20 protein-coding genes are annotated in these 21,674 nt (G+C 56.9%); 6 read left to right on the forward strand and 14 right to left on the reverse strand.

Annotation, left to right across the window (positions count from 1 at the left end):
• Together V7680_RS05665 and V7680_RS05670 are read right to left on the reverse strand one after the other, a co-directional pair.
• Window positions 1–196 (reverse strand): DUF2312 domain-containing protein (locus tag V7680_RS05665; RefSeq protein ID WP_335652319.1); only part of this gene is annotated, 196 nt, incomplete at its 3' end.
• A gap of 45 nt (window positions 197–241) precedes the next feature.
• Entirely contained in the window at window positions 242–550 is a 309-nt protein-coding gene (locus tag V7680_RS05670; RefSeq protein ID WP_335652320.1) for a DUF1244 domain-containing protein, read from the reverse strand.
• An 85-nt stretch (window positions 551–635) separates the two neighbouring features.
• Between V7680_RS05670 and pyk the strand changes: the two genes are divergently transcribed.
• Entirely contained in the window at window positions 636–2,087 is a 1,452-nt protein-coding gene (pyk, locus tag V7680_RS05675) for a pyruvate kinase (protein WP_335652321.1), read from the forward strand.
• On the opposite strand, the gene V7680_RS05680 is transcribed toward pyk, so the two are convergent.
• From V7680_RS05680 to galE, 3 genes are all read right to left on the reverse strand, one after another.
• Complete coding sequence (locus V7680_RS05680; RefSeq protein WP_335652322.1) at window positions 2,084–2,710, reverse strand: HAD family hydrolase; 627 nt, start codon at window positions 2,708–2,710, stop codon at window positions 2,084–2,086. The genes pyk and V7680_RS05680 overlap by 4 nt on opposite strands.
• A gap of 10 nt (window positions 2,711–2,720) precedes the next feature.
• Entirely contained in the window at window positions 2,721–2,846 is a 126-nt protein-coding gene (gene ykgO / locus V7680_RS05685) for a type B 50S ribosomal protein L36 (protein WP_011415100.1), read from the reverse strand.
• A 102-nt stretch (window positions 2,847–2,948) separates the two neighbouring features.
• Window positions 2,949–3,956, reverse strand: coding sequence for a UDP-glucose 4-epimerase GalE (galE, locus tag V7680_RS05690; protein WP_335652323.1), 1,008 nt, complete (start codon window positions 3,954–3,956; stop codon window positions 2,949–2,951).
• 151 nt (window positions 3,957–4,107) lie between these two features.
• Here galE and V7680_RS05695 point away from each other — a divergent pair, with 151 nt between their 5' ends.
• Both V7680_RS05695 and V7680_RS05700 read left to right on the forward strand, forming a co-directional pair.
• Window positions 4,108–4,716: a DUF4136 domain-containing protein gene (locus V7680_RS05695; RefSeq protein WP_335652324.1), complete on the forward strand. Its 609-nt coding sequence runs from the start codon at window positions 4,108–4,110 to the stop codon at window positions 4,714–4,716.
• Entirely contained in the window at window positions 4,713–5,837 is a 1,125-nt protein-coding gene (locus tag V7680_RS05700) for a M14 family metallopeptidase (RefSeq protein WP_335652325.1), read from the forward strand. The genes V7680_RS05695 and V7680_RS05700 overlap by 4 nt, the downstream gene beginning before the upstream one ends.
• Window positions 5,838–5,870: 33 nt before the next feature.
• On the opposite strand, the gene V7680_RS05705 is transcribed toward V7680_RS05700, so the two are convergent.
• Window positions 5,871–6,509 carry a TetR/AcrR family transcriptional regulator gene (locus tag V7680_RS05705; RefSeq protein ID WP_335652326.1) on the reverse strand — a complete coding sequence of 213 codons (639 nt, stop codon included), beginning with the start codon at window positions 6,507–6,509 and terminating at the stop codon, window positions 5,871–5,873.
• Between the two features lie 123 nt (window positions 6,510–6,632).
• On the opposite strand from V7680_RS05705, the gene V7680_RS05710 reads away from it, so the two are divergent.
• Genes V7680_RS05710 through V7680_RS05720 form a run of 3 tightly spaced genes read left to right on the forward strand, consistent with a single transcriptional unit; the run spans window position 6,633 to window position 12,775 of the window.
• Window positions 6,633–8,144 (forward strand): TolC family protein, encoded by a 1,512-nt coding sequence (locus V7680_RS05710; protein WP_335652327.1) that lies wholly within the window; start codon window positions 6,633–6,635, stop codon window positions 8,142–8,144.
• Window positions 8,145–9,524 (forward strand): efflux RND transporter periplasmic adaptor subunit, encoded by a 1,380-nt coding sequence (locus V7680_RS05715; RefSeq protein ID WP_335652328.1) that lies wholly within the window; start codon window positions 8,145–8,147, stop codon window positions 9,522–9,524. It abuts the gene before it with no gap.
• The gene (locus V7680_RS05720) at window positions 9,521–12,775 is read left to right on the forward strand and encodes an efflux RND transporter permease subunit (protein WP_335652329.1); all 3,255 of its coding nucleotides are present in this window, start codon (window positions 9,521–9,523) and stop codon (window positions 12,773–12,775) included. Before V7680_RS05715 ends, V7680_RS05720 begins: the two co-directional genes overlap by 4 nt.
• 44 nt (window positions 12,776–12,819) lie before the next feature.
• On the opposite strand, the gene V7680_RS05725 is transcribed toward V7680_RS05720, so the two are convergent.
• The 8 genes from V7680_RS05725 to uxaC form a co-directional block, all read right to left on the reverse strand.
• Window positions 12,820–14,199 carry a glycoside hydrolase family 140 protein gene (locus tag V7680_RS05725; protein ID WP_335652330.1) on the reverse strand — a complete coding sequence of 460 codons (1,380 nt, stop codon included), beginning with the start codon at window positions 14,197–14,199 and terminating at the stop codon, window positions 12,820–12,822.
• 70 nt (window positions 14,200–14,269) lie between these two features.
• On the reverse strand, window positions 14,270–15,553 hold the full coding sequence (locus tag V7680_RS05730; RefSeq protein ID WP_335652331.1) for a TRAP transporter large permease: 1,284 nt from the start codon (window positions 15,551–15,553) through the stop codon (window positions 14,270–14,272).
• The gene (locus V7680_RS05735; RefSeq protein WP_335652332.1) at window positions 15,550–16,080 is read right to left on the reverse strand and encodes a TRAP transporter small permease; all 531 of its coding nucleotides are present in this window, start codon (window positions 16,078–16,080) and stop codon (window positions 15,550–15,552) included. The genes V7680_RS05730 and V7680_RS05735 overlap by 4 nt, the downstream gene beginning before the upstream one ends.
• Window positions 16,073–17,119 carry a TRAP transporter substrate-binding protein gene (locus tag V7680_RS05740; RefSeq protein ID WP_335652333.1) on the reverse strand — a complete coding sequence of 349 codons (1,047 nt, stop codon included), beginning with the start codon at window positions 17,117–17,119 and terminating at the stop codon, window positions 16,073–16,075. The genes V7680_RS05735 and V7680_RS05740 overlap by 8 nt, the downstream gene beginning before the upstream one ends.
• 57 nt (window positions 17,120–17,176) lie before the next feature.
• The gene (locus V7680_RS05745; protein ID WP_335652334.1) at window positions 17,177–18,208 is read right to left on the reverse strand and encodes a sugar kinase; all 1,032 of its coding nucleotides are present in this window, start codon (window positions 18,206–18,208) and stop codon (window positions 17,177–17,179) included.
• Between the two features lie 13 nt (window positions 18,209–18,221).
• Window positions 18,222–18,875 (reverse strand): bifunctional 4-hydroxy-2-oxoglutarate aldolase/2-dehydro-3-deoxy-phosphogluconate aldolase, encoded by a 654-nt coding sequence (locus V7680_RS05750; protein ID WP_335652335.1) that lies wholly within the window; start codon window positions 18,873–18,875, stop codon window positions 18,222–18,224.
• Between the two features lies 1 nt (window position 18,876).
• Window positions 18,877–20,265 (reverse strand): mannitol dehydrogenase family protein, encoded by a 1,389-nt coding sequence (locus tag V7680_RS05755; protein WP_335652336.1) that lies wholly within the window; start codon window positions 20,263–20,265, stop codon window positions 18,877–18,879.
• On the reverse strand, window positions 20,262–21,674 hold the full coding sequence (uxaC, locus tag V7680_RS05760; protein ID WP_335652337.1) for a glucuronate isomerase: 1,413 nt from the start codon (window positions 21,672–21,674) through the stop codon (window positions 20,262–20,264). Before uxaC ends, V7680_RS05755 begins: the two co-directional genes overlap by 4 nt.

The following is a 21,674-nucleotide window of genomic DNA, read 5'->3' on the forward strand; positions in this document are numbered from 1 at the left end:
TTTCCTGACGGTCATGGGCTTCCATTTTCCGCAAACGCACGATCTGGCGCATGATCTTGGCGTCATAGCCCTGCGATTTCGCTTCGGAATAAACATCACGAATGTCGTCCGCCATGCCTTTTTTCTCTTCTTCCAGCCGCTCGATGCGTTCGATAAACAGACGCAGCTGGTCTGCGGCAACATTGCCTTCGCTCATTCTCTTATTCCTTTGAAATATTGTGTTCGGATTCGTAGCCTGTCTTTAAGATGCGCCAGCGTTCTTGGCCACGCTTTCCTTCATCTTTTTGAGCCGCTCCTGCGTCGCCTCGGTCTGATATTTTTGCTTCCATTCGCTGGCTGGCATACCGTGGATTGCCTTGCGAGCCTCGTCCTTGGCCATCGTACCGCCTGCCGCATTGTCTGCCTCCATCACCCAGTCGGCAAGACAGTTGCGACAAAATCCGGCCAGCCCCATCAAATCGATATTTTCCGCATCATGGCGATGCTGGAGATGTGTGACCAAACGGCGAAAGGCCGCGGCAGCTGTAGCGTCAGAAATATTGTCTATCATGTTCGTTTCCGTTGTTTTTTATCATGAACCTGTCATGAAATAGAAATAGCCAACGCGCAGATAAAGCGCCACCGAGGAATTGTACATGGCATCGCCGATCTTCTCCCGTAATCGCAAAGTAAAAGTCTTGGCAACGCTCGGTCCATCCAGCGGCAGCCCGGCGATGATCGAGAAAATGTACCGCGCCGGTGTCGACGCCTTCCGGATGAATATGAGCCACGGCGAACATGCCGCCCATGCCGCCAATGTCAAATCGATCCGGGCACTGGAGAAGAAGGTCGGCCGGCCGATAGCAATCCTCGCCGATCTGCAAGGGCCAAAGCTTCGCATCGGAACTTTCGCCAAACCGCCGGTGATGCTGAAAGACGGCGCATCCTTTACCCTCGACATGCTAAAGCAAAAGGGCGACGCGACACGCGTCACTCTGCCCCACAAGGAAATATTGAGCACTCTGCAGCCGGGCCACACATTGTTGCTGGACGACGGAAAAATCCGGCTGGAAGTGACCAAGGCGGACGGCAAGAGCGTCGAGACCAAAGTGATCGTCGGCGGAGAGATTTCGGACCGCAAGGGCGTCAATGTTCCCGAAGTCGTACTGCCGGTCAGTTCGCTGACCGACAAGGACCGCAAGGACCTGACCTTCGCCCTGGCACAGGATGTTGACTGGATCGCGCTCAGCTTTGTCCAGCGCCCCGAAGATGTCGCCGAAGCACGGCGACTGATTGGCGGGAAAGCAGCCCTGCTGGCCAAGATCGAAAAGCCCGCGGCAATCGACCGGCTGGACGAGATTCTCGAGCTGTCGGATGCCGTGATGGTCGCACGCGGTGACCTCGGCGTCGAACTATTGCCCGAACAGGTTCCTCCTTTGCAGAAGAAAATCGTCGCCGCAGCCCGCGCGCTCGGGCGGCCGGTGGTGGTTGCGACCCAGATGCTTGAATCGATGATCAAATCGCCCACCCCGACCCGCGCCGAGGTGTCCGATGTCGCAACCGCGATTTACGACGGCGCCGATGCGATCATGCTGTCGGCGGAATCAGCGGTCGGTGACTGGCCGATTGAAGCGGCGACGATGATGGACCGGATCGCGGCGCAGGTGGAAAATGATCCTTCTTACGCCGATCGCGTGCACTTCACCGAAACCGTTCCGGATGAAACGACAGCGGACGCTCTGGCCGCTGCCAGCTATAATATCGCCCGCACGATCGAGACTTCCGCCATCGTCTGCTACACCGCTTCCGGTTCGACCGCTCGCCGAATGGCGCGCGAACGCCCCTCGGTGCCGCTTCTGGTGCTTACTCCGAACCGCCACACCGCGCGTCGGGTCGGCTTGTTATGGGGCGCTTATGCCGTGGTCACCCGCGACGTCTCCGATTTCGAGGAAATGATCGCCAAGGCCAAGCGAATGGCCTTGCGCCATAAGCTTGGCGAAGCAGGATCGCGCTTGATTGTCTGCGCGGGCGTGCCCTTTGGAACGCCGGGCTCGACCAACTTGCTGCACATCGTGCGTCTCAGCGGAGACGAACTCAAGGGCAGCTAGAACAGCCCCAATGCCAGTAGCTTGTTTTCGAGAAGGACGGCGTTTGAGAAATGATGGCCGGGCATCCCGATGGCCTCGCCTGCCTCGATATTCTCCAGCCGGTCATCAATGAACAGGCATTGGTCGGCGCGGCGGGAAAATCGTTTCAGCGCCAGCTCGTAAATGGCGGCATCCGGCTTGATCAATTTTTCTTCGCCGGAAATGACAATATCGGTAAATAGATCGAATATTGGCGCTGATGGCCGGAATTTTGCCCAGGCCTCTGCACCGAAATTGCTGATTGCGAATAGCGGGACGCCGCGATTCGCCAATGCACCTACCAGATCAAGCATGTCGTCGACTGGCCCGGGAATGGATTCGGGAAACCGCTCGGAATAAGCGATAATATGGTCAGTATATTCGGGAAATTCGCGGCTACGCTCCGCGACCATATCGGCAAAAGGCCGTCCGGCATCATGCTGGAAATGCCATTCCGGGGTCACGACATGAGCCAGAAACCAGTCCAGCTCTTCGGAATCATCAATCAATTTTGCAAACAGGCAACGCAGATCCCAGCGATACAGGACATTCCCTATATCGAAGATGACGGTGTCAATTTTGGAAATGGCAGAAGTCTCTGCCATGTTCAGGCAATTAGCCTTGGCGCGCTTTGAACCGGCGATTCGTCTTGTTGATCACATAGGTGCGACCACGGCGACGGATTACGCGGCAATCCCGGTGACGGTTTTTAAGCGACTTCAGTGAGTTGCGGACTTTCATTTTGGTACCACGCCTTGATTTTTTGAATTTCTTGAAAGCAGCGCATGCTGCGTTGAAGCAGGGCAATTACGGTCGACAACCGCTAAAGTCAAGCGACCAGCGCTATTCTCCGCGAATTTCGATCAGTTTGCGTTCCCACGCCAGCGCATGGGCCACAATTACGTCCAGATCGGCATGTTTAGGCTGCCACGGGAAGCGATCCATGATCGCGCGATTGTCCGAAATCAGCGAATCGGGGTCACCGGCGCGGCGGCCTTCAATCTTCCGGACAATTTTCAGGTTGGTGACCCGGTCGACAGCATCGAGCACCTCGAGAACCGAAAAGCCGCGGCCATAGCCGCAATTGAGCAGGTGATTCTGATTCGGGTCGGCAATCAGGGCTTCGAGCGCGAGCACATGCGCCGCGGCCAGGTCCGACACATGGATATAGTCGCGGACACCCGTGCCATCGGGCGTATCATAGTCGCTGCCAAAAACAGCAACGCTGTCGCGCTTGCCCAGTGCAGCCTCCACCGCAACCTTGATCAGATGGGTGGCGCCAGCGGTCGACTGACCGGTCCGCGCCTGCGGATCGGCGCCGGCAACATTGAAATAGCGCAAGGCACAGAAATTCAGGTCATGAGCCGCCGAGACATCGCGGAGCATATGCTCGGTCATCAGCTTGGACATGCCATAGGGATTGATCGGCAGCTGCGGCGTGTGTTCGCTGACGGGGCTTTCTTCGGGAATGCCATAGGTCGCTGCGGTTGACGAAAAGATGAAATGATGCACCCCGCCAGTCACCGCTGATTCGATCAGACTGCGGCTCTTGGCGCTGTTATTGTGATAATATTTGAGCGGATCTGTCACCGATTCGGGCACGATGATCGAGCCGGCGAAATGCATGATCGCGCCGATATTGTCTTCCTTGATGATCCGAGCGACCAGAGCACTATCCTCGATATCGCCTTCATGAAAGGCGACGCCCTCTGGCACTGCCCAGCGAAAACCGGTGGTCAGATTGTCGATCACCGCAACCGGCCACCCGGCATCGAGCAGCGCCAATACCGCATGGCTACCGATATAACCGGCACCGCCTGTGACCAATATTGTGAACGGTTTCGCCATCATTCCTGAATTCCTCAAAATTCCCAAGATCGGCGGTTTAGCGCGCCAGTATCTCCAATCGGTTAAACGCGGTCGCCGATGGATGCAATTTTTTTGCCGCGAGGCCGTGGATTATGCTCTATCATGCTAAGGGGCCTGACTAGGAGTAATGTTTATGAACGGTTTTCAATCATTTGCGACCATGGCGTTGGCCAGTTTGGCGCTATCGGGATGCACGGCGATGACCCCGCCGGTGGATGTCACCCGTTTTCACAATGCGCAGGCAGCGCCGATCGTGCCGGGAAGCGTGGTGATCAAGGCGAATGTCACCGATGAAGGCGATAGTCGGAGTATTGAATATGCGACCTACAGCGCAGCATTGCTCCGCGAATTGCAGCGGGTCGGCTTTTCGGAGGCAAGAGACGGCGGCGCAAACAGCGAATATGTCGTTCGCTACACCATTGAAAGAGCGCAAATAAGCGCTGGCGGATCGCGATCCCCGGTTTCGGTCGGTGTTGGCGGCAGCACCGGCAGCTATGGTTCCGGCGTTGGCCTGGGCATTGGCATCAACCTCGGTGGTAAGCCTAAGGACAAGATCGCCACCGAATTGTCAGTCCGGATTGCCAAGCGCACGAATGGAAATGTTGTCTGGGAAGGCCGTGCATCGGTCGAAGCCAAGCAAGGCTCACCGGCAGCACAGCCCGGTCTGGCCGCAGCCAAATTGGCAGAAGCCTTATTCAAGGACTTCCCCGGAGAGTCCGGAGCTACTATCAGGGTGCCATGAACATTCAAATCACCAGCGCGTTCGATAGCGGCAATATCGAAGTCCATGCCATCACTGGCAACACCGCCAAACTGTCGATCCGCAAGGACAAGGACAGCGAATTTTTCCAATGGTTCCATTTTCGGGTAGCGTGCCAGATTGGTGACGAACTGGAACTGAATATCGGCGGACTAAAAGAATCGGCCTATCCTCAAGGCTGGCCTGATTATGATGCCTGCGTCAGCGAAGACCGGGAATATTGGGGCCGTGCGCCGAGCAGCTACGATGAAGCGAGTGGTACATTGTCGATCCGCTACACCGCAGCGAGCAATATTGTCTGGTTCGCCTATTTCGCGCCGTACAGCATGGAACGTCACCACGACCTGATCGCCGAAACCGCAGGATTTGAAGGCGTTTCGGTCCAGACGCTGGGCCATAGTCTCGAAGGCCAGCCGATTGACTGCGTGGAGCTGGGCAGCGGTGACAAGCAGGTGTGGCTCTACGCCCGCCAGCATCCCGGCGAGAGCATGGCCGAATGGTGGATGGAAGGCGCTCTGGAGATGCTAACCGATCCCGCCGATCCCCAAGCGCGGCTGTTGTTGCAACAATGCCGGTTCCATATCGTCCCCAATATGAACCCAGATGGTTCGCGCATGGGCCATTTACGAACCAATTTCGCCGGAACCAACCTCAATCGCGAATGGCACGAGCCGAGCGCCGAGAAATCTCCCGAAGTTCTCTGCGTCCGCAACGCGATGGATGAAAGCGGCGTCGACTTTGCCATGGATGTCCACGGGGATGAAGCAATTCCGGCGGTTTTCATCGCCGGATTTGAAGGCATCCCTTCGATCACCGAAGCGCAGCTGGAAAAATATCACGGCTTCCGCAATCGGCTTGCGCAACGTACGCCGGATTTCCAGACCACATTGGGCTATCCCACCGCTGCCGAGGGCAAAGCCAATCTGTCGATGTCGACCAATCAACTGGCCGAACGCTTTGGTGCGGTCGCGATGACGCTCGAAATGCCATTCAAGGATAATCGCGATCTGCCCGATGCAGAGCAGGGCTGGTCTCCCGAGCGCAGCAATCTGCTGGCCCGCGAATGTCTGGCGACTCTGGCCGAGATGATCGACGAAATCTAGCGTTCACGGAAAGCGGATGGCCGGGCCGGTCATCTAAATCCGGTGAATCAACAGCCAGGCGTCGACGGCCCGGTGAACCCATTTTTGCTTTTCTTCTTTGGTCATCGTGATTTTATGACCATAGCGGAGGAACAGATCAATTCTGCCCCTGATCAGACCGGCAAACATTTCCGCCGATGCGTCCACATCCTCACTTTGAATCTCACCTCTTTCGATCGCGGCATGGAGCAGATTATTCAAATCTCCCGACAAAACACGCGGGCCGTTGTCGAGGAAATATTTGCCGATTTTCGGATCCCGGTTCACTTCTGCGGCTAACATACGTTCAAACCGAACCATCTCGTCGCGCATGAAAAAATCCAGCATTCCATGTGCGGCAAATAACAGAATATCGCGTAGACTGGAGCCTTCCAGATTGTCGACCACGAAATTTTCACGCAGTTGGCTACATTCTGCTTTCACCATTTCGCCAAACAGATTTTCCTTGTTCTTGAACCAGGAATAGACTGTAACCTTGGATACGCCAGCGCGCGCGGCAACGGCTTCAATGCTGGTCGCCGAAAACCCGTTGGCGAAAAATTCGCAACGGGCGGCAGTCAAGATATTCGCAATCTTGCGCTGGCTGTCCGGTCTGTCGCTATGCAAAACCAGCTTATTGTCTACGATTTCCAAGATCCTATTCCTCCGTCAATCGTCCGCTTCTATCAAAATGAACGCTAACGTACAAATAAAACGTTGACGTTCAGTTTTATGAATGGCATTTTGCAACTGCTTGGTAAGGTCCGGGCCGTTGCGATGGCAGAAGATAATGTGAAAAAATGCTCCTACAGGACTAAGCTATCGCTTCTTTTGATCGCGTTAACCACTAGCGGCTGCGTTAGTTTAGCGCCCGAATCGACACTTCCCGAAATTGCTGTAGGCATCCCGCAGGAATTTGCGAAATTGGATGCCAAGGGCGACTACCAACCAGCGCGCTGGTGGCAGTCCTTTCAGGATCCCGTTCTGGACGCTCTTCTCGATGAAGCGCTGGCGAAGAATTTGGATCTTGTCGAAGCTTCTGCCAGACTGAGAGCGGCGGAAGCGCGAGCAAAAATTTCGAAGAGCGGGCTTTTCCCGCAGGTCAATGCCGGGCTGAACAGCAGCTATTCCGACTCGCCCACAGCGGGGACAAGTTTCGGTTCGATCCCCGGTGCCGGAGCAACGCGGATCCAGAACGAGACCTATTCCTCAAGCCTGTCCTTTTCCTACGAACTCGACATCTGGGGCAAGCTGCGCAACGATGCCCGGGCCGGGCGTGCTGATGCCGTCGCTTCCGCTGCCGACCTGCAATCGGTGCGTCTTGCGGTTCTGGCCGAAACCATCACAAGCTATTTCGACATTGTCGATGCGCGCCATCAAATCGCTTTGGCAACACAGATTATCGACGTGCTGGGTGACCGGCTGGAACAGACCGAGGACCGCTATCGTCGCGGTCTGGTGACGTCTTTCGAGCTGTATCAGGTGCGACAGGAGTTTCGCAATATCCAGTCCGGCCTGCCACAGCGCGAGAGTCAGCTGGCGGCGATTGAGGGGCAATTGGCTGTGCTTGTCGGCCGATACTCCGACAATATGGATGACCTTATCGGCAAGAAGCTTGCTCCAAAACTGATATTTGAATCGGTTCCTGCCGGACTGCCGATTGATCTGCTGGCCCAGCGGCCCGACATATATGCCGAAGGCCAGCGACTGGAATCGGCAAGATATAATCTGGGCGCGCGCCGCGCCGAACGTTTTCCGTCACTAAGCCTGTCCGCCAGCACCGGTTCGCAAGGCGGCAGCCCTTCCCAGGCCTTGGATATATTCGATAATTGGGTGTTGAATCTGGGAGCGAATCTGACAGCACCGCTTTTCCAGGGCGGCCGCATCCGCGCCAATATCGAAGTCGCCGATGCCCAATATGCCCAGCAGACCGCCGTCTATGCCCGCACCGTATTGACCGCATATCAAGAGGTTTCCTCGGCCACCGAACGTTATGAGGAAGAGCGGCAACGTTACCGTTTTCTGTTCTCGCAACTGGACGAAGCCAAGGCGGCTGCAGCGCTACAATCGCGGCGTTTTTCAAATGGCGTGGGCAGCTATGTCGACTATCTCGATGCTCTGCGCGCGCAATATCAGGTCCAGTCCGCCTTATCATCGTCAGCCCGCGACGTAGCCCTGTCGCGGCTGGCTATCCACCGGGCGCTGGGAGGCAGCTGGGATGAAACGCCGGGCATAACTCCGCAATCGGCTGGCGAAGGCGCGACTGCAACCATTCAGGGAGAAAAATAAGTGCACCGGCAACGCGTTATAGGCGGCTTGATCCTGCTAGGGGCAATATTGATTGCCGCAGCTTTGATCCTGCTCCGGTCAGAACCGGAAGAAAAGGCGCCGGCGGAACAGATACCGTTGGTGCAAGCCGAACCTGTAGAAATCCGTTCCGGAAATTTGATGATCAGCGGCGCGGGTACGGTTCGTGCACGCGAGGAACTGACTTTGGCCGCCGAAGTTGCCGGCAAGCTGGTCTATGTAAATCCCGCCCTTCGCGAAGGTCAGCTGATAGCGCGGGGAGAAACCCTGTTCCGGATCGACACGTCTGACTATCGCAACGCCGTGCAAACCGCGCAAGCCGATGTCGCCTCGCAAGGCGTGTCGGTGATGCAAGCGCGCGAAGAAGTCGCCTTGGCGAAAGCGGAACTGGCCCGTTTCCAGCAGCGCGGTGCGAGCGCAGGCAATGCATATGCCAGTGTCGACAGCAGCGATTATGCAGCGCAGATATTGCCACCGGATGTGTTGGTTCAAAAAGCACAATCCAGCCCGCAGCAATCCGGGCAAAGTATAAGCTCCAATGGCTTGGCGACCCGTGAACCGCAGTTGAAGTCGGCGCAAGCCGGCCTGCGCAGAGCCCAGGCAAAACTGGCCGATGCCCAGACCGCGTTGAAGCGAACGGTTGTTCATGCTCCTTTTTCAGGAGTGGTCAAAGCCGAGCAGATTGCATTGGGCAGTTTCGTGCAGCCCGGGCAATCGCTGGGCACGATCGTCGGTACGGCGGATTACGAAGCCGTCATTCCCTTGTCCGAAAAGGAAGCCGCATTGATTCCGCAGCTATTCCAGGCCGGAACGGGCAGCAGGATCGAAGCATCCGTCTATTCCGATTATGGTGGCACCCGCTATCGCTGGTCGGCCTATGTTGACCGGGTGAATCGTCTGCTCAACCCGCAAACACGGACTATCGATCTATTCTTGCGCATCCCCAATCCGTTGCGCGGTGGCTCTCCCGCTGCAAATCAGGATGACAACGGAAAGGCTGCTACGGCCGCCGGTGCGCCGCCATTATTTGTCGGCAGTTTCGTCGATGCAGAAATTACCGGTAGAGCGATGAAGGAATATGCTGTGCTTCCGCTCGCAGCACTAAAAGCGGGTAACAAGATCTGGCTGGTGCGCGACAACAAGCTTCATATTGTTGCGGTAGAAATATTGCAGCGAACGGATAAAACGGCGCTGATCAGCACATCCGGCCTTGGCGACAAGCCGCTGGTGATCACCGGAAACCTTAAAATTGCAACTGAAGGACTGCGCGTCAGGGTCGCAAAGTCGAGCCTGGACGCAGCGACTTCGGAGTCCGCCATATCCAAGGCAAAGGCACCCGCCAAAGCAACCGCTGCTAAATGACCATACCATCTGACCCTGATCAGTCCCCTGCGGACGAACCTATCGCCGAGCAACCCAGCAAGGAGATCATGGAACAGCGCGGCGTGGTCGCGTTCATGGCGCGCAACGGCGTCGCGGCAAATCTGCTGATGATCTTTTTGTTCGTCGCCGGAATTTCATCCTATGGCACGATCGTTCAGGAGGTCTTCGCAGAAAGCAGCCTCGATACGGTGCAGATCAGCGTCGCTTATCCCGGCGCAACACCGGATGAAGTCGAGGAAACGATTGTCCGGAAGATCGAGGAAGCGGTCGAAGCGGTCGAGAATGTCAAAGAGATCAAATCCAATGCCGCCGAAAATATCGGTGCGGTTTCGGTCGAACTGGAACTGGGCACGGATATCGACCGGGCGCTGGATGATATCAAGGCTGAAATAGACCAGATCCAGACCTTCCCTGATGACGCCGAGGAACCCTCTGTCCGTGAACTGACCACCCGGCAAAGCGTACTGCGTATTGCCATTTTCGGTGACGTTTCCGAAAACGCCTTGAAGGAAACGGCATATAGGCTGGAAGAATCACTGGCTTCCTTGCCGGAGATATCCTTTGTCGATACCAGTTCAATTCGCGATTATGAAGTTTCGATAGAAGTACCGCAGAATACGCTTCAGGCATTCGGTCTCTCACTCAACGACATATCCCGCACCGTCGCTGCCAGCAGTCTCGACAGTCCGGCCGGCTCGATCGATACCGATAGCGAGGAAGTCCGTGTCCGAACCATCGGACAGAATTATAACCAGCAGAATTTTGAAGATATCATTTTGGTGAGCAATCAGGATGGTGCGCTGATCCGGCTGGGCCAGGTAGCAAATATCCGGGACGGGTTCCAGGATTCCGATCTGGTTTCGCTTTACAATGGCCAGCCGGTTGCCTTTGTCGAAGTCTTCCGCACCAGCGACGAGCGGGTGCTGGATGTCGCGCGCGCGGCCAAAGAATATTTGAATAGCGAGTTTGGGCCGACTTTGCCGGAGGGCATATCCTACGCGATTTGGGATGATGACAGTGAATTGCTCAATGACCGATTGAGTCTGCTTCTGAAAAATGCCGCCATTGGCCTGTTTCTGGTACTGCTCGCGCTGACCTTGTTTCTCGACATCCGCCTTGCCGGATGGACGGCACTGGGTATCGGCGTGACCTTTGTCGGCGCGATATTCCTGCTCGATCTGATGGGATCCAGCCTCAATATGTTCTCTCTGTTCGGCTTCATTCTGGCATTGGGTCTGGTGGTCGACGACGCGATTGTTGTCGGCGAAAATGTTTATGCGCAGCGCGGCAGCGGCCGGACCGGGATGGGCGCTGCGATCAGCGGCACCCGGCGGGTCACGGTGCCGGTCATCTTTGCGGTCTTGACCACCGTCGCGGCATTTTCCCCGCTCTTTGCCATTGGCGGCGTCATCGGGAAAATATTGTTCGACATCCCACTGGTGGTCGTTGCTGTTCTGTCTTTATCGCTGGTCGAGTGCCTGTTGATCCTGCCCAATCACCTTAGCCATCTGCCAGCGCCCGGGACACCAACGCGCAATCCCGTCACCCGCTTTTTCGAGCGCGTGCAAACCAGTGTGGATTTCCATTTTCAGGCCTTCGTCAACGGTCCTCTCGACCGCGCGCTGAATTTTTCCGTCCGCATGCCTTTCGTTATAATCTCCGGTAGTGTTGCCTTGCTCATCGTCGTCGGCTCGCTGGTACCCGCCGGGATCATCAAAAGTTCGTTTTTCCCCGCTATCGAAGCAGATATTGTTACGGCCAGTCTGGAGATGCCCGCCGGAACAACAATCGGAGATACCGAAAAAATTGCCCGCTTGATCGAACAACGGGGCCGCGAGACATTTGCGAAATTCGACGCGGACCGGGAAGACGGTGAAACTTCGCCGCTCAGCGGGATATTCACCCTGGTGGGTCAGGGGCCCCGGGTTAACGGACCGGAAGCTTCTGCGAGCAGAGGCTTTTCGGCCAATATTGCCAGCGTCCAGTTCAGTTTCATCCCCGGGGACCAGAGGGAATTGGCATCAAAAGACTTCGAAAATGCCTGGCGCGACGCGGTCGGTCCTATTGTGGAAGCGCGCTCGATTGTTTTTGCATCCGATCTTCTCTCGGTCGGCGCGCCGGTGGATGTCCAGCTCTCCGATCCCGATCCGGCGGTTATCGAAGCGGCCTCCGTCAAATTGATGGCAAAACTGAACCGCTTTTCCGGCGTCTTCGATATTGAGACCGATCAGGACGAGGGGCTGAAGGAAATCCAGCTTCGACTAAAACCCGAAGCTCGCTCGCTCGGTGTGACGCTCCAGGATGTCGCGCTTCAGGTGCGCGCCGCTTTCTTCGGCAGCGAGGCGCTCAGAGTGCAGCGCGGACAGGAAGATCTGCGGGTCTATATCCGGCTGCCCGAAGAAGAACGCAACTCAATCGCTGATGTAGAGCGTTTCCGGGTCCGTGTCCCGGGTGGCGAAGTACCGCTTTCCTCGCTGGCCGACGTTTCCTTTGGCCAGGCTCCGTCAGTCATTCGCCGTACTGCCGGCCGCCGGGTGACCACTGTTACCGCCGATCTCGACGACAATGTCGTCACCAGTCAGGAAATTGCCAATGCTCTGGCGAACGAGATCATGCCCGAACTGCAGGCCGACTATCCCCAGCTGCAATATACATTTGGCGGCGAACAGAAGGAGCAGCAGGAATCCTTCGGTGATCTGGGCATCGCATTCCTCGCTGCGCTGCTGATGATCTATGCCCTATTGGCAATTCCATTCCGCTCCTATGTGCAACCGCTGATCATCATGGCGGTCATTCCGTTCGGTATTATCGGGGCGCTGATCGGCCATCTGGTTCTGGGTCTGCCATTGGGCGTGCTCAGCATCTTCGGTATTATCGCTTTATCAGGTGTCATCGTGAACGGATCGCTGGTCCTGATCGATTTCATCAACGAAAATCTCGCGAACGGCATGGCGATAGAAGAAGCCATTGTCGACGGAGCCAAATCACGCTTTCGGCCGATCATGCTGACCTCGCTGACAACCTTTCTGGGTGTGGCACCTATCACCTTCGAGACTAGCCTTCAGGCGCAATTTCTTATCCCGATGTCGGCTAGCCTCGGCTTCGGGGTGCTGTTCGGAGCCATCATTCTCCAGCTTCTCATCCCCGCACTCGCTGTGCTGGAATATCGCGGGAAGCTGCGCTTGCAGAGAAAATGGCGTGCCTGGTCAACCAGAACCCGGCCGGTTTAGCTTTAAGGGATACAGCCGCCCCCAAGCGTCCACCGCGATGCCCGTCACTCCTTGACCTTCAAGACCAATATCCAGTCTTTCCCAGGACCCCTGGATGGCGGAACAAAGCTCTGAATACCCTGGCTCTGCTCGGTCCGGAAAGCATAGCTTACGCCGTAGCGCGGATCGAACCACGCCTGGCTGTGCATATTGTCCTTCCCCGGGCGCAATGCGCCAAGATCGAGCGTGAACGGCTCCCCGCGCGGCGTGTAGACCAGAATGATGGACCCGCCATTGGTCGTTGCTGCCCTTATCTTGGCCGGACCGTCTCTGGGACCGTCGATGATCAGATCCTGTCGCGGCTCCAGTGTTTCGAAGTGATTTTCCTCCATCAACTGCCGCAAATAGCCCATCTGCCGCGCACCGGGATCATCGAGAGCAACATACCACGGACGGTTCGCCCCGATTGCGGGATCACGTCCGGGCTGCCACATCTGCCAGATATTGTTGTTGCCATAGCTGTGGCCAGCGGCACCGGCCAGAACCGCCCACCACGCAGCCTGACGCACGTCGTCGTCGTCGAAGCGAAGACGCGGGTCATGGCCCTGATTGTAAAAACCTACTGCTATGCCTTCGTAGCGCGGCTCGCCGTCTATTACCGGACGCTTCGGCTGCACTGCACGGTCATGTTCCACATAGAGCCCGGTATCGAGGTCCGCTGCGGCGTGGGACGACTGGTTCATATAGAAATCCAGCCATGGCGCATCGCTCACCTGAGCCGATGACATCCCGGGACCGCGCGGGTGGAAAGTGATCAGATGCTTGCCTCCGTCACCGCTTCGCAGGCCGTTGGCCAAGGCATCGACAATCGCGCGCTCGTTCTTGGAGCGGATGTTGGAATCTCCGCCAAGAATCCAGATCACGTCCGCGTCACGGTAGCGCTGGCCAAGGAACCGGCCATAGGTTTCGGCATTTTTGGTGTCAAAAATCTGTGTATCACCGTCGCGCCAATAGCGGCCCCAGGACGGCAGGAAACCGACGACCAGGCCCAGCTCGTTTGCGCGCCGGACCACATGATCGACATGGGCGAAATAGGCTTCATTCGGTTTCGACGGATTCTGGTCTGCCAGAGGCAGGTCGCCATAAGCGTTCGGCTCGACCAGCCCGTTCAGTTCGGACAGCGCTACCGCCTGAATAACGCTGAACCCCTTTTCGGCGCGGTCCCTGAGATAGCGATCCGCTTGTTCCCGATCGAGACGGTGGAACAAGGCCCAGGCGGTGTCCGCCATATAGAAGAAGGGACGTCCGTCCGCCCGCTCGAGATGCCGCATATCGTTCGATATTCTGATCGCTTCCTGCGACTTTTGCGCTGACACCGGCGTCGCAGATATGATGGCTGCAGCCAGCGTAAGAGCGGCGATCAAACCAATCATGGTGGGCCTCATGCACTATCTCCCGAGAAGTGGCTTTTTAGGTAACCAGTGTCAAAATATCCGATCCCGGATTGTCTCCAGACTAGTTAAGCAGATTGGGCAGCGCCATCGACAGCGAAGGAATATAGCTGATCAACATGAGCGCCAATATCAGCGTCAGGTAGAAGGGCCAGATCGTCCGGATGGTTTCCTCGACCGATATCTTGCCGACCGCCGCACCGACGAAAAGCACCGACCCGACCGGAGGTGTCACCAGACCGATGCCGAGGTTCAGCATCATGATCACGCCAAAATGCACCGGATCGATGCCGAGCGCGCTGACAATCGGCAGGAAAATCGGCGTCGTGATCACGATCAGCGGCGACATATCCATGAACGTCCCGAGGAGCAGCAATATGATATTGATGATCAGCAGAACCAGTATCGGATTGTCGGTCGCAGAATTTATCAGGCTCGCGAGATCCGCTGGTACTTCCAGAATTGCGAGCACATAGCCGAAACTGCCGGCTGCGCCGATGATCAACAGCACCATCGAGGTGATCCGGATCGACGAAATCGCCGATTCGACAAATTTCCGGTAGCCGATCGTGCGATATACGAGCACGCCGACCATTATCGTGTAGAGCACCGCGACTGCCGAGGATTCGGTCGCCGTAAAAATCCCGCTCAATATTCCGCCAATGATGATGACCGCCGTCAACAGGCCCGGCAGCGCGAATGTTACCGCGCGCAGAAACGGCCGCCATCCGGGAAAGATGCCAGCAGGATAGCCGCGTTTTGTGGCGACTAGCCACGCCACCACCATCAGCATGGCGCCGGTCACAATGCCGGGGATGATGCCGGCGAGAAACAGGTCGCCGATCGACACACCCGTCCCCGAAGCGGCGGCGTAAATGATCATATTGTGCGACGGCGGGATCAGAAGCCCGACAATGGCCGCCGTGATATTCACATTGGCGGCATAGTCGCGGTCATAGCCTCTTTTCTCCATCAGCGGGGAGATGGTCGAGCCCATGGCCGATACATTGGCGATGGCGGAACCCGATACCGCCCCGAACAGCATCGATGCACCGATATTGACTTGTCCGAGCCCGCCTCTGGCCCGGCCCAGCGAGGCCTCGGCGATATCGACAAGCCGTCCGGCGATGCCGGACCGGTACATCAGATCGCCGGCGAAGATGAAGAAGGGAATCGCCATCAGCGAGAATACGCTGATCCCGGCGACCATTCTCTGGAGAGACACGGCGAGCGGAATATCGAGCGCAAGCAAGGCGGCGGCGCTTGCCGTCAGCAAGGCAAAGGCGACCGGCACGCCCAGCGCCAGCAACAGGAGAAGAACCCCGAGCAAAATGACCAGTTCCATCATATATCTCCCGCGTCTGCCAGAACGGCCTCGATCGGTTTCTCCGCGGTCCAGCCGGGCCTCAGCAATTCCCCGACAAATCTTGTGGTGCAGAATAATATGATCGCGGCGCCGGCCAGCGGCAGCGGCAGATAGGCCCATGAGCGGGAGATCCCCAGCGAGGGAATTACATGGCTTGAGATGATATCGGTAAGCTCGATCCCCCAGACCAGCATCATGAAGCCGCAGGCGATGACCACCAGTTCGGCGGCCAGCCGCATCAGCCGGGCAATCTTTTCCGACATCGCATTTTGCAGCGCCAGGATACGGATATGAAAGCCCTCGTTAAATCCGGCGGCAGACGCCAGCACGGCGTACCAGGTCATCAACAGGAGCGCCGTCTGTTCCGACCAGCTTGGACTGGCGTTGAGAATATAGCGGGCATAAACCTGCCAGCCGACAATCAACGTCATCGCAACGAGACCGGCGGCGGCTATCCACAAAATCACCTGGCTTAGTCGTGCGTTGAATGCCGTAATATGATCAAGCATGATCCGCTCCCATTTCCGCGATTTCGTCGACGAGCTTCTGCTCCGCCGGCGTTTTTATATATTCTCTCCACACCGGCTGAACCCGATCGACAAAGGCTTGCTGGTCATCGACCTCGTTGACCTCTACCCCGCTGGCGCGGACCGCCTTTTCGGCATCGAGCGTTTTTATGTCCCATAATTTGCGCATATAGGGGACTGATTCATCGGCAGATTTCTGGACAATATCCTGTTCGGTTGCAGACAGTTTTTCCCACCGCTGCCTCGACATGACGAGCAGTTCCGGTGCGATAACATGCTGGGTCAGGCTGTAATATTTCGCGGCCTCGAAATGTCGGCCCTCAAAATAGGACGGCCAGTTGTTTTCCGCCCCGTCGATCACGCCCTGCACCAGTGCCTGGTAAACTTCTCCCAGTGGCATCGGTGTCGGATTTCCGCCGAGTTCCTGAATCAGGGATACGAACAGATCGCTGTTCTGGACGCGCAATTTCATGCCCTTCATATCTTCGGGCGTTCGGATCGGGCGTTTGGTATTGTAGAACGATCGTGCGCCGGAATCATAAAAGCACAAACCGATCAGCCCATGCGGCTCGAGCGAGCGCAGGACTTGGCGTCCGGGCGCTCCATCCATCGCGTCGCGCATATGCGCCACATTTTTGAAGATGAAGGGTAGGCCGGGTATATTGGTCATCGGCTCTATCGAATTGAGCGGGCCCAGGCTGACGCGGTTCATGTCGATCCCGCCAAAAGTGGTCATCTCGAGCGTGTCGCGTTCCTCACCCAGCTGACCGCCGGCATAGAGTTTCATCGAAAGCTTGCCGTCAGAATAGCCTTCGATCAGCCGCCCCATTTCGCTGATCGCCATGGATGTCGGATAATTCGAGGGATGGAATTCGGCGACCCGGAAGGTCGTTCCCGACGACTTGCTGCACCCCGCCAGAAGCATGGCGGAAAGCCCGCTCGCGATCATCTGCCGCCGCGAGAGACCGGGTTGCGGGAAGTGAGCCAAGCTCCTTCCCCTTTTTATAATACTGTCGCCCATCAGTCCCTCTCCCTCGATCATACCGCTGCGTTTTTTAACGCTTTTCGGCAGTATTTATCACCGTTGCACGCGCCCCGAACCATCTCCGCCCATCAGCTTTTCCACCTCATCCACTGACACCCGGTTGAAATCGCCGAGAATGGAATGTTTCAGACAGCTCGCGGCGACCGCAAATTCCAGGGATTGCTGTCTGTCGTCATAGGCATTGAGGCCATAGATGAAGGCTGAAGCAAAACTGTCGCCGCCGCCGACCCGGTCGACAATATCGGTCATCTCATAATGGCGCGAAAGCTTGAACCCTTGATCACGGTCGCGCAGGCAGGCGGACCAGCCGTTGCGGTCGGCGCTGTGGCTTTCCCGCAATGTGATCCCGATCGTGCTCATGTCGGGATAAAGTTCGAGAACTTTCTCCGACAACGCTTCATATTTGCTCGTGTCGAGTTCGCCGGTTTCCACATCGACGTCGACGCTGATGCCGAGCGACTTCTGGCAGTCTTCTTCATTGGCGATGCCGACATCGACATATTTGACCAGCTCGGTCATCACCTCCGGCGCGGTCTTGCCATATTTCCAGAGCTTGCCGCGGTAATTGAAATCGCAGGATACGGTCACACCTGCCTTTTTCGCTTCCTTCAGACATTCGAGGCTGAGATCGGCGGCAGACTGGCTGAGCGCAGGCGTGATGCCGGTGATATGCAGCCATTTGGCACCATTGAAGATCGTCGGCCAGTCGAAATCACCGGGGCCGCATTCGCAGATTGATGACGCTGCGCGATCATAGATCACCTTGGATGGTCGCTGGTTCGCGCCCGATTCCAGATAATAGATACCGACCCGGTCGCCGCTTCGACGGATCAGCGAGGTGTCGACACCAAAGCGGCGCACTTCATTGATCGCATGCTGACCAATGTCATTGTCGGGCAAAGCGGTGACAAAGCCCGATGACAGGCCGTAGTTGCTCAGCGCAACCGCTACATTGGCTTCGCCTCCGCCAAATGTCGCTTCAAAAGCGGGCGACTGGAAAAACCGTTCGTGCCCGGGCGTTTTCAGACGAAGCATGATCTCCCCGAATGACAGAAATTCCGCCATAATATTCCTCTCCTTATGGTCGCGCGGCGCGGGCCAGTTCGACGGCCTCGCGCGCAAGTTTCGTTATCTGTTCAAAATCGCCAGCGACGATCGCATCCTTCGGTGTCAGCCAGCTACCGCCGCAAGCCACCACAGACGGAAGCGCAAGAAATTCACCAAGATTATCGGCAGATACGCCGCCGGTTGGCATGAATTTCATCTCGCGGAATACCGAAGAGAAAGCCTTCAGCATCGGCACGCCGCCGGCCAGCTTTGCCGGGAAAAATTTCACACTACGCAGGCCAAGCGCATAGGCGCGCTGCACTTCGCCCGCGGTCATGGTGCCGGCGAAAAACGGCAGGTTCTTGTCAATGCAAAAGCGCGCGACATCGTCGACAAGCCCAGGGGAGACGACAAATTGGGCACCCCGGTCCGCTACCGCTTTGGCTTGCTCTACCGTCAAAACGGTGCCTGCTCCCACGATGATGCCCGATGTTTCCTGCACAATCGCCGCCATACAGTCGAGCGCGGCATCGGTGCGCAGAACGACCTCGACCACGTCGAGCCCGCCTGCCTGCAGCGCATTTGCGATGCGCACCGCCGTCGCCGGATCATCTGCCTCAATAAGTGGCACGACCGGTGCCGTCAGGAATTTTGCTGCCAGTGTAGCAGCAATGTCTTCGGTCATCTCATATTTCCCTTTCCAGAATATCTGCGTCGAGGCAGTTTGCTATCATGCTGATGCTCTGTTCGTCAGCCACCCAGTATGCCGCAAAAATGCCGTCCCGTCCGAACAGGCTGGCAACAATTCCCTCGTGGCCGACATTCCGCCACAGGGCCGCAAATTTTTCCGCCATCGGGTCGTCGACAATATCTCTGTCACCCCGAATATGGACGATCCAGGCCGCCACAGCCGACAATATGCCAGGGCAGATTTTGCCACCGGCCTGATGGAAGGACAATGTTTCAAGCCAGCGTTGCGGGATTTTCTGGCTGCTGTCCATCGCGATCTGGATCAGCCTGTGCTGCAGAGCGTGGTTGCCGAAGCGCACCAGCAAATCATCGGCATATTGCTGCAGATTCTGCCCTGGTGCAGCTTTCAAACTCGGCGCCGCTTCGTCGCGCATGATCCGCTCGACGACAGGCCTTATATGGGGATCGGCAACGGCCTCGTGCACATATATGTGGCCGCGCATCAGACCCAGATAAGCGAGCGCGGAATGGGCTCCGTTGAGCATCCGGAGCTTCGCCATTTCGTAGGGCGCAACATCGAAGACGAACTCCGCGCCCCCCGTTTCCCAGCGGGGACGGGGGCCGGCGAAACTGTCTTCGATGACCCACTGGCTGAACGGCTCGGTAAAAACACATGCTTCGTCTCGAATTCCGGTGAGCTTCTTTAGCTCGTCGCGGTCAGCTTCGCTGGTCGCCGGGACGATCCGGTCGACCATCGACGACGGGAAGGCGCAATTCTCCGATATCCATCGCAACAATATTGGATCGCGATCGGACAGATATTCGCCCAGCAGAGTTTCGAGCTGGGAACCATTGTCGGCCAGATTATCGCAACTGAGCAAGGTCACGCCGCCAAGCTCCCTCGCCATCCGCCGTTTCAGACCTGCACGAAGATATGCGTAAATGCTTGCGTCGTTGGCCAATGCGCTGTCGAGCGAGCCATTATTGCCACGGCAATAGCCCTTTTCGGTTATGGTGAAGCTGATGATTCTGGTGTTAGGGCGAGCTACGGCTTCGACCACCGCTTCGCTGTCTGTATTGGCAACAAGCACAAAAGATTCAGAACCGATCAGCCGGATGGCGGTCCGGTCGCCATCACGGGTGACGACATTATATAATCCGTCTTGCGGATTCATCTGCATGGCAACATTGTCCGAGCGTAAAGAAACTCCGGTTATCCGCCAGTCTCTGTCGCCTGCATTCATTGCGTCATCTGTGTAGACCGCCTGATGCGCCCGGTGAAAAGCGCCGATGCCGAAATGGACGATGCCGCAAGCTTGCGCTGCCGGACCATATTTCGGGATTTGAACGCTGGCGGGCAGCCGGGATTGCTCGTTCAGCCTCATAATTTATAGGCCGCTTTGGCGAGATTATAGGCAAGATCGACGGCAAGCTCTGCCGCTTCCCATTCTTCAATCCGGTGCTCCGCGACCAGCTGTGCCAGAAAACCACAGTCGATGCGGCGTGCGACATCATGGCGCGCCGGGATCGACAGAAACGCCCGCGTATCATCGTTAAACCCGACGGTATTGTAGCAGCCCGCTGTTTCCGTAACCTGCGAGCGGTAGCGCCGCATGCCTTCCGGACTGTCATGGAACCACCAGGCCGGTCCGAGTTTCAGAGCCGGATAATGACCGGCGAGCGGTGCCAGTTCACGCGAATAGCTGGTTTCGTCGAGCGTGAAGAGAATGATAGCGAGCTTCGGTTCGTTGCCATATCTGTTCAATAAGGGCCGCAACGCATGGACATATTCTGTTTGCACCGGAATATCTGCGCCCTTGTCCCGACCGAAACGTTCGAACAATTTGCGATTATGATTGCGGAACGCGCCGGGGTGGATTTGCATCACCAAGCCGTCATCCAGGCTCATCCCCGCCATTTCCGTCAGCATCTGGGCTCGGAAGAGTTCTGCGTCATGCGGAGCGACATCATCTGCGATCACCCGCTTGAACAAAGCTTCTGCGTCGCCGGCCGACAGATCGGCCGTCGCGGCACTGGGGTGGCCGTGATCGGTAGAGGTGGCGCCCATGCTGGCGAAATAGTCACGGCCTTTGCGATGCGCCGCAAGATAGCCCCGCCAACTGAATATGTCCTCACCCGTCTGTTCACCGAACTTCTGCAGATTGTCGCGAAATCCTTCAAATTCCGGGTCAACCACCGGGTCAGGGCGATAAGCGGTTATGACTCGTCCGCCCCACTCCCCGCTCTCGTTCGCAGTGCGGATTTTCGCGTGATGCTCGAGACTGTCGAGCGGCGATTCTGTTGTCGCTATGACCTCGATATTGAAACGATCAAACAACGCTCGTGGCCGAAATTCTTCGGTAGCCAAAGCAGCAGTGATATGGTCGTAATAGTGATCCGCGCTGTCTGCCGATAGAAGCTTTTCCAATTGGAAAACCTCGGCAAAAACCCAATCGAGCCACATCCGTGAGGGGGTGCCGCGAAACAGATGATAGCGCTCGGCAAACAGCCGCCAGCTTTCGCGCGGGTCGACCGTATTGCCGCCGCAATCACCGATGCCCAGCGCCTCCATCGAAACGCCCTGCGAATAGAGCATGCGAAAGACATAATGGTCGGGGTGCAGCAAGAGCTCGCTGGCATTGCCGAAATTCTTGTTGTCCGCAAACCAGACCGGATCGGTATGACCGTGCGGACTGATGATCGGGAGCCCGGACACTTCAGCATAAAGCCGGCGCGCGATATCACGCTGAGCGGGATCGCTCGGTAACAACCGGTCCGGATGCATTAGCGACAT

The organism is Parasphingorhabdus sp. (assembly GCF_036963705.1).
GTDB lineage: Bacteria > Pseudomonadota > Alphaproteobacteria > Sphingomonadales > Sphingomonadaceae > Parasphingorhabdus.

What these genes read in the sequence shown, in the direction of transcription:
- ykgO (WP_011415100.1), bottom strand. Translation starts at nt 2,846, where the DNA reads ATGAAAGTCCGCAACTCACTGAAGTCGCTTAAAAACCGTCACCGGGAT.
- V7680_RS05730 (WP_335652331.1), bottom strand. Translation starts at nt 15,553, where the DNA reads ATGATGGAACTGGTCATTTTGCTCGGGGTTCTTCTCCTGTTGCTGGCG.
- V7680_RS05740 (WP_335652333.1), bottom strand. Translation starts at nt 17,119, where the DNA reads ATGGGCGACAGTATTATAAAAAGGGGAAGGAGCTTGGCTCACTTCCCG.
- V7680_RS05720 (WP_335652329.1), top strand. Translation starts at nt 9,521, where the DNA reads ATGACCATACCATCTGACCCTGATCAGTCCCCTGCGGACGAACCTATC.
- pyk (WP_335652321.1), top strand. Translation starts at nt 636, where the DNA reads ATGGCATCGCCGATCTTCTCCCGTAATCGCAAAGTAAAAGTCTTGGCA.
- galE (WP_335652323.1), bottom strand. Translation starts at nt 3,956, where the DNA reads ATGATGGCGAAACCGTTCACAATATTGGTCACAGGCGGTGCCGGTTAT.
- V7680_RS05710 (WP_335652327.1), top strand. Translation starts at nt 6,633, where the DNA reads ATGGCAGAAGATAATGTGAAAAAATGCTCCTACAGGACTAAGCTATCG.
- V7680_RS05725 (WP_335652330.1), bottom strand. Translation starts at nt 14,199, where the DNA reads ATGAGGCCCACCATGATTGGTTTGATCGCCGCTCTTACGCTGGCTGCA.
- V7680_RS05755 (WP_335652336.1), bottom strand. Translation starts at nt 20,265, where the DNA reads ATGAGGCTGAACGAGCAATCCCGGCTGCCCGCCAGCGTTCAAATCCCG.
- V7680_RS05745 (WP_335652334.1), bottom strand. Translation starts at nt 18,208, where the DNA reads ATGGCGGAATTTCTGTCATTCGGGGAGATCATGCTTCGTCTGAAAACG.
- V7680_RS05750 (WP_335652335.1), bottom strand. Translation starts at nt 18,875, where the DNA reads ATGACCGAAGACATTGCTGCTACACTGGCAGCAAAATTCCTGACGGCA.
- V7680_RS05700 (WP_335652325.1), top strand. Translation starts at nt 4,713, where the DNA reads ATGAACATTCAAATCACCAGCGCGTTCGATAGCGGCAATATCGAAGTC.
- V7680_RS05695 (WP_335652324.1), top strand. Translation starts at nt 4,108, where the DNA reads ATGAACGGTTTTCAATCATTTGCGACCATGGCGTTGGCCAGTTTGGCG.
- V7680_RS05680 (WP_335652322.1), bottom strand. Translation starts at nt 2,710, where the DNA reads ATGGCAGAGACTTCTGCCATTTCCAAAATTGACACCGTCATCTTCGAT.
- V7680_RS05670 (WP_335652320.1), bottom strand. Translation starts at nt 550, where the DNA reads ATGATAGACAATATTTCTGACGCTACAGCTGCCGCGGCCTTTCGCCGT.
- uxaC (WP_335652337.1), bottom strand. Translation starts at nt 21,674, where the DNA reads ATGTCGCTAATGCATCCGGACCGGTTGTTACCGAGCGATCCCGCTCAG.
- V7680_RS05735 (WP_335652332.1), bottom strand. Translation starts at nt 16,080, where the DNA reads ATGCTTGATCATATTACGGCATTCAACGCACGACTAAGCCAGGTGATT.